Raw genomic sequence first — 6780 nt, 5'->3', positions numbered from 1 at the left:
CTGCTGATAATTCATGGTAGTACTGCTTGTTTCTTTGGCGAGAAGAGCGTACCACTTTCAGCAGTTGGCTTCCTCTTCTACACCTTTCCATGAATGTCGCACTTATTATCTGAAATCGGGGCATATTAAACGATTATTTGTTCTCTCTTTCGTCTTGTTTATTTCAAGTGCCTCATGTCTTTTGTCTGGAGTTATAATTCATCATATTTATATAGAATAAAGGTTGTTTAACAAGATTATTGTAATTGACCTGATTGTTTCTATTTAATAGATAATTTCGAATAGATATGTCTGTCTAAACATTTCATAAATGAAAAATTTTAAAAAGATTTAATTTTCTATGCGATACGGGTTGCGCTTACATCTTATATAGAGCCTTGTATGATGGCAGAATATGCTGATAAAAATGGTGATTGCTAAGCCAATCTGCAAGGATGAGAACTCAAACGTTATCAAATTGTTAACGGTTGCTATACTTAAACGGTCATCAACACAGGTAAAAAGGATGTTCAATGTTTAAGTTTAAGCAAATCGCACTTGCTGCTTCTTTAGCGGCACTCACAACAGGCTTTTCTGCGTCTGCGGAAGAAACGTTTGTCACGATTGGTACTGGTGGCGTAACAGGGGTTTATTATCCGACTGGTGGGGCAATTTGTCGCTTGGTTAACAAATCGCGAGAAGATCACGGTATCCGTTGTTCGGTAGAAAGTACTGGGGGATCGATTTATAACATCAACACTATTCGTGCTGGTGAATTGGATCTCGGTATCGCTCAATCAGACTGGCAGTATCATGCTTACAAAGGAACCAGTAAGTTTAAGGAAAGCGGGCCTTTTAAAGAACTACGCGCCGTATTCTCCGTTCATCCAGAACCGTTCACTGTCGTTGCACGTAAAGACGCGAACATCAAAACTTTTGATGATTTGAAAGGTAAGCGCGTCAACATTGGTAACCCTGGCTCAGGTCAACGAGGCACCATGGAAGTGTTAATGAACCAGTATGGCTGGAGTAACGATGACTTTAAGCTTGTGTCTGAGTTAAAAGCAGCAGAGCAATCAAAAGCACTTTGTGATAACAAAATTGATGCGATGATTTATACCGTTGGTCACCCAAGTGGAGCGATTAAAGAAGCCACTACGTCGTGTGATAGTAATATCGTAACGGTAGCTGGACCTAATGTAGAAAAATTGGTTGCAGACAATAGCTTCTACCGTGTCGCAAATGTACCGGGTGGTATGTATCGTGGCACAGATAGTGATGTTCAAACCTTTGGTGTGGGTGCGACGTTTGTTTCCTCTACTGCGGTACCAGAAGATGTGGTTTATAACGTGGTCAAAGCGGTATTTGAAAACTTCGATGATTTCCGCCGTCTCCACCCAGCGTTTGCGAACTTGAAGAAAGAGGAAATGGTAAAAGACGGTTTATCTGCGCCTCTTCACCCAGGTGCGCTCAAATACTACAAAGAAGTAGGGCTGATTAAGTAACCGTTACTTTCTCTTATTATTGATGTAGAACGCCATCTTTCGCGACTAATGCCACTCGTTTAACAGCGAGTGGCATATTTCTATCTCTCGTCATCCTGTACAGCGACGGAGGAGCGTGATACAGGATCTTCTATCCGAGCCCTTTATGGTCAAAATTGTTTCATTAGCCGCTCAGCGTATTGCTATTAGATCCCTAGTCACGCCAAGGCTCGCTGTAATGACACAAAAACCTCGTTAAGCGATCAGCATTAATCTTTCGCGATGGCGTTTTTTGCAGGAGTGTTATCCACTTGTACAAGTTTTGCTTAAGCATAAACATCAATGAAAAAGTAGATAGTGATCAGAATAGAAGAAAGAGCAACAAACCCTTTAACATGATTGGGATTAAGTTGACGAGATACACGAGCTGCAAGATAACCACCCACCAACGTACCGACCAAAACAACGCTACCTGTGCGCCAGTCAATGGAACCATTCGCAACAAAAATCACGATAGCAATGAGTGAAACACACGTAGATACCAGCAATTTCAAACCGTTCATTAAATTAATGTCTTGGTGACCCGCTACTACCAGATAACTCAGAACAATAACCCCTAAACCTGCGTTGAAAAAACCACCGTAAGCAGAGACACCAACAAGTAATAGACCCAAAGCGATTGCTCCGAGTATTCCTGCGTGTTTGTGCTCTTTCGCGACAGTTTTGATAAGCATTGTTAAACGAGAACCAGTCAAGAAAAGCACGGTGGCAAACAATAGTAGCCAAGGAATGGCTTCCAAAAATAGCGATTCTGGTGTGTTGAGCAGCAGATATGCTCCGACAGCGCCACCTACTAAACTGAATGAGACTGTGAACAACAGTTCTTGCTTGTTCTTCATGATCTCTTCTCTGAAGCCAACGGCTCCGCTAATGTACCCTGCACATGAAGCATAAGTATTTGTTGCGTTGGCCATAATTGGAGGCACACCAACCGCCAATAGGGCCGGAAAAGTAATAAAGCTTCCGCCTCCCGCAATGGAGTTAATGATCCCACCAACTACGCCGGCAACGAATAAAAGCGCTAGTTCTAAAAGCATAAACAATCCTTGTTATGTTCTTTTTCATTGTTAGAGCTTTAGATGGCCCATCCCACATGCTCTAGTGTTCTGATATGAAGTTTACTTTACCCGCTCTAAAACAAAATTGTTCAGTTCTGTGACGTTTTTGATGACATGAACGGTTTTACTTTGAGAGTACCCTTCGAGACGAGACATAAAGTCATCATTCCAGAATGCAGGGCATTGCTGAAGAACTTTGTAGCTTTGTAATGTCCCTTTCAATACCGAACTGCCATCAGGCCAACCTTCGGGTTTAATGAATAGTCCTTTAAGGAGACGTTTCGTCACAAACCAATAGCTTACGGAGTATGGTAGATCAATATAAACGAGAGTATCGGCTGCATCTAAACGAGCATTAAAGGAGCTGATAGGCCCCAGACCATCTATGATCCAACGATCTGAGTGAAGTATATTGCTATGTGCTTCATCAAAAACGTTACGCTCAACGGGCTCACCGTTTGGTTTATAGACTATGGAATCTAATTGATGAAGAGGGAGATCGGTAGCAGACGCGATTGCTTTACTTATCGTCGATTTTCCGCTGCCGGGCTTACCAAAAACCGCTACTTTTTGCATGTGACCGCCTCCAAGAGAGTATTTCCCATACGGTAGAGACAGAAAACCCACCGCTATGGGTGGGTTCGATAAATATTGAGCGCATCAAATATCCCACCATTCCTATGGAATGATGATAATTCGTTGGTTAAGTTGCGCTAAGTGTGTATTCATGCAACTACTCTTATATATAGGCGATGACTTGTCAATATTGTTTTGCTTAATAAGTGAACGATTTGATAGGAGAAAGAAAAGCCATCGCGATGGATGGCTTTGTCTAGGTTGAAAGAGACAGCTATTACTGCTCAACGCTCACTGGCTGTGCTTTAAACTTTTGAATCAGCTTTACGATTAGTGGACTTGCCAGTACCAATACGGCTAAAACAGTAAAGGTAAGGGTAATAGGGCGCTCCCATAGGAAACTCAATTCGCCGTCTGAAATCATTAATGCGCGGCGTAAGTTCTCTTCCATTAATCCCCCAAGGATGAAACCCAGCAATAAAGGCGCAAGTGGGAAGTTAGCGAGTCGAAGTGCAATGGCAGCCATAGCGACAATCAGCATCACGAACACATCCATGGTATTGAATGAGACCAAATAAACTCCGGTGATTGAGAAGAATAAAATCATCGGCAGAAGTACCGTTCTAGGCACCGCCAAAAGCTTTGAGATGTACGGAATCAACGGTAAGTTCAGGATCACGAGTACGATGTTGCCGAAGTACATGGAAATGATCACCGACCAGAACACGTCTGGGTGCTCAACAAACAGGCGAGGACCAGGTTGAATACCATAAGCGATCAGCGCACCGAGCATTATTGCTGTTGTACCAGAACCCGGAATGCCAAGCGTTAGCAGCGGTACAAATGAACCACTAGAGGCTGCATTGTTCGCTGATTCTGGCGCGACCAAACCACGGATACTGCCTTTACCGAACTCTTCCTTTTTCTCTTTAGGTGCGAGGTTGCGCTCCATGCCATAGCTTAAAAAAGCAGCAATGGTTGCTCCTGCGCCAGGAAGAACGCCAGTGAAGAAACCTAATATTGAAGAGCGAATTGAAACAGGCGCAACATCTTTGATTTCGTCCTTGGTCACTTTCATTGAGCCAATGTTACTCAGCTTTTCCTGTTCTTCATCGCTGGTGTCTTTTGATGGTTTAAGAATGCCCATCAGCGTCTCACCCAGTGCGAATGTCGCCATTGCAAGCAACAAGAAGCTAAAGCCATCCATTAAATCCGTTAAACCGAAGGTAAAGCGTTCAACGCCTACGCCTTTATCGATACCAACTGTAGATAGCATCAAACCAAGAATGGTCATCATCCACGCTTTGATGACCTGACCTTTCCCCGCAAAAGCCGCGACTGCTGATAACCCAAGTAGCATCAACGCAAAATAGTCTGACGATTGGAAGCTAAGTGAAACGCTAGCCAATGCTGGTGCTGCGACAAGCAACATAATGGCAGATAGCGTACCGCCAGTGAAAGAAGAATAAGCTGCCAAAGCTAATGCTTTACCTGCTTGGCCTTTTTGAGCCATCGGGTAGCCGTCGAATGCTGTCACCACGGTTGAAGAACAACCCGGCGCGTTAATTAAAATCGACGATGTAGAACCACCAAATACCGCACCGTAATAAACACCCGCCATCAAAATAAGGCCAGAAGAGGGCTCTAGGCCATAAGTAATTGGGATCATCAAAGCAATGGCTGAGATCGGTCCAAGCCCAGGTAACATGCCGATAAATGTACCGACGAAACAACCAACGATCACCATCATGATGTTCATTGGCATTACTGCAGTGGATAAACCTTGTAGAATTCCATCTAACATAATTCAGTCCTTTCTTTGACTACCAGATGGTGAAAATCAAACCCGGTTCGAGATAGATGTCCAAACCTTGAGTAAGTAATAAATAGAACGCGATCACGAATGGAAACGACGCGCCGAACAGAACGGGTTTACGTCTTTCCCCCAGCAGATAAAAGCCAGCCAATAAAAAGAAGCCAGTAGCTATAACAAAGCCTAGGTAAGTCAGGCCCACGCCGTACAGCACCATCAAAACCAAGAAAGCGATCAGTAACTTCCAATTAAAGGTCAGCACCGCGCCACTTTGTTTATCTGGTTGTCCTGTTACCAGTAATAACAAAGAAAGGCCTGCACCAACGTAAGTCAGGATGGTTGGCAAAGTACGTGCGGTGAACGGTTCGTATTCATCACCAGGGAACAATGGAATTTGCGAGGTTTGATAACCGTAGCAAAGACAGAAGAGTAGAAAGATCATTGCGCCGACACGGTCACGACAGAGCAAATATTCTTTGGTGAAAAAGTTGGTTGAACGAGACATATTCAACTCCTAACAAAAATAAAAAAGACCGCATATGGACGTTAATGAATAAACTAAACCATTAACAATTAAGCATTTCGCTGCTAGTCGAGCTGCTTTGGGTATATAAACAAAGGAGTGTGCATGCCGATTGTCGACAATATCCATATACGGTGAAACTTAGAGTGCAAATACAGTTGGGGAAATACCAACCCCACGTTATTGGGTGAGGTTGGAATCTTAGGGACCCTGTTCGACTGTTACTTTAGGAAGCCTAACTCGCGCATTAGGTCACCCATTTGCTGCTCTTGCTCTTCAAGGAACGCGAAGAACGCTTTGTCCGCCTTGTAGTTGTCTATCCAACCATTGCGGTCACGGACGACTTGCCATTCGTCAGTGTTGTACATTTTGGTAAATGCTGCATTCCATTCATCCAGCTTTTCTTGGCTAGTACCTGGTGCAGCAAAGAATCCACGCCAGTTAGCGAAGACAGTTTCGTTACCATATTCTGTTAGCGTAGGGATGTTTGGTGCGGCTTCTAGGCGTTTTGGTGCAGTTACCGCTAGCACTTTGACTTGACCAGATTTTGACATCTCCAGTACTTCACCTAGGCCCGTAGAGAGCAGTTGAGTTTCGCCTGAAAGAAGGGCTGCCATGGCTTTACCGCCCGCATCGTAAGCGATGTAACGAACTTTACGCGCATCAAATCCGTCGCCTTTAAATGCGGCGGCAACGACGAGGTGGTCCATCGAGCCACGAGCAGAGCCACCCGCAATTTTCACTTTGCGAGGGTTAGATTCAAATGCTTTTACTACGTCTTCCCAAGAATTGTATGGCGAATCAACAGAGGCTACGATGGCACCGTAATCCGCAATGGTGGCTGCAACGGGAGTGAGATCTCTAAAGGATTGAGGGAAAATACCTGTTAGAGAGCGAACGACGATCGGTGTTGAATTTACCATCAGCGTATCTTCTTGGCGATCTGCCGTTTCAATCAAGTGCGCAATGGCTTTACCGCCGCCGCCACCAGAAAGGTTCTGAAAAGATACCGTCTCAACGATGTCTGATTTGAGTAGTACATCACCTGTACCTCGTGCAGTCATGTCCCAGCCGCCACCGGCACCTCCAGGGATCAAGAAATGCATTTTTTCTACATCAGCAGCAAAAGCGTTAAATGAAAATGAAGCTGCGATGATCGATGCGGCGAGCGTTGGTTTGATTACCTTTAACATGTTCACGTTCCTTATGTTGGTGACTCTATTTTTTGATGAGTCTTATTTTTGTTTCAGCTTTTAACTCGAACTGGATGCTGATGTATCAAAGGTT

6 protein-coding genes are annotated in these 6780 nt (G+C 44.2%); 1 reads left to right on the top strand and 5 read right to left on the bottom strand.

The annotated features are described in order from the left end of the window. Positions 1–512 precede the first annotated feature (512 nt). Positions 513–1484 carry a TAXI family TRAP transporter solute-binding subunit gene (locus NL645_RS19205; RefSeq protein ID WP_253652228.1) on the top strand — a complete coding sequence of 324 codons (972 nt, stop codon included), beginning with the start codon at positions 513–515 and terminating at the stop codon, positions 1482–1484. A gap of 305 nt (positions 1485–1789) precedes the next feature. On the opposite strand, the gene NL645_RS19200 is transcribed toward NL645_RS19205, so the two are convergent. From NL645_RS19200 to NL645_RS19180, 5 genes are all read right to left on the bottom strand, one after another. Then, positions 1790–2560, bottom strand: a complete 771-nt coding sequence (locus tag NL645_RS19200; RefSeq protein ID WP_005395076.1) for a sulfite exporter TauE/SafE family protein — start codon at positions 2558–2560, stop codon at positions 1790–1792. Positions 2561–2641: 81 nt separating this feature from the next. Then, positions 2642–3157 carry an adenylate kinase gene (locus NL645_RS19195; protein ID WP_104971761.1) on the bottom strand — a complete coding sequence of 172 codons (516 nt, stop codon included), beginning with the start codon at positions 3155–3157 and terminating at the stop codon, positions 2642–2644. 277 nt (positions 3158–3434) lie between these two features. Next, positions 3435–4961, bottom strand: a complete 1527-nt coding sequence (locus NL645_RS19190; protein WP_005395074.1) for a tripartite tricarboxylate transporter permease — start codon at positions 4959–4961, stop codon at positions 3435–3437. A gap of 19 nt (positions 4962–4980) precedes the next feature. Further along, positions 4981–5475: a tripartite tricarboxylate transporter TctB family protein gene (locus tag NL645_RS19185; RefSeq protein WP_253652227.1), complete on the bottom strand. Its 495-nt coding sequence runs from the start codon at positions 5473–5475 to the stop codon at positions 4981–4983. A gap of 239 nt (positions 5476–5714) precedes the next feature. Further along, entirely contained in the window at positions 5715–6686 is a 972-nt protein-coding gene (locus tag NL645_RS19180; RefSeq protein ID WP_253652226.1) for a tripartite tricarboxylate transporter substrate binding protein, read from the bottom strand. Between the last annotated feature and the right edge of the window lie 94 nt (positions 6687–6780).

This window comes from Vibrio sp. Y51_MX_L26 (assembly GCF_024181935.1).
GTDB lineage: Bacteria > Pseudomonadota > Gammaproteobacteria > Enterobacterales > Vibrionaceae > Vibrio > Vibrio diabolicus.
This window is presented reverse-complemented; position numbering and strand designations above follow the sequence as displayed.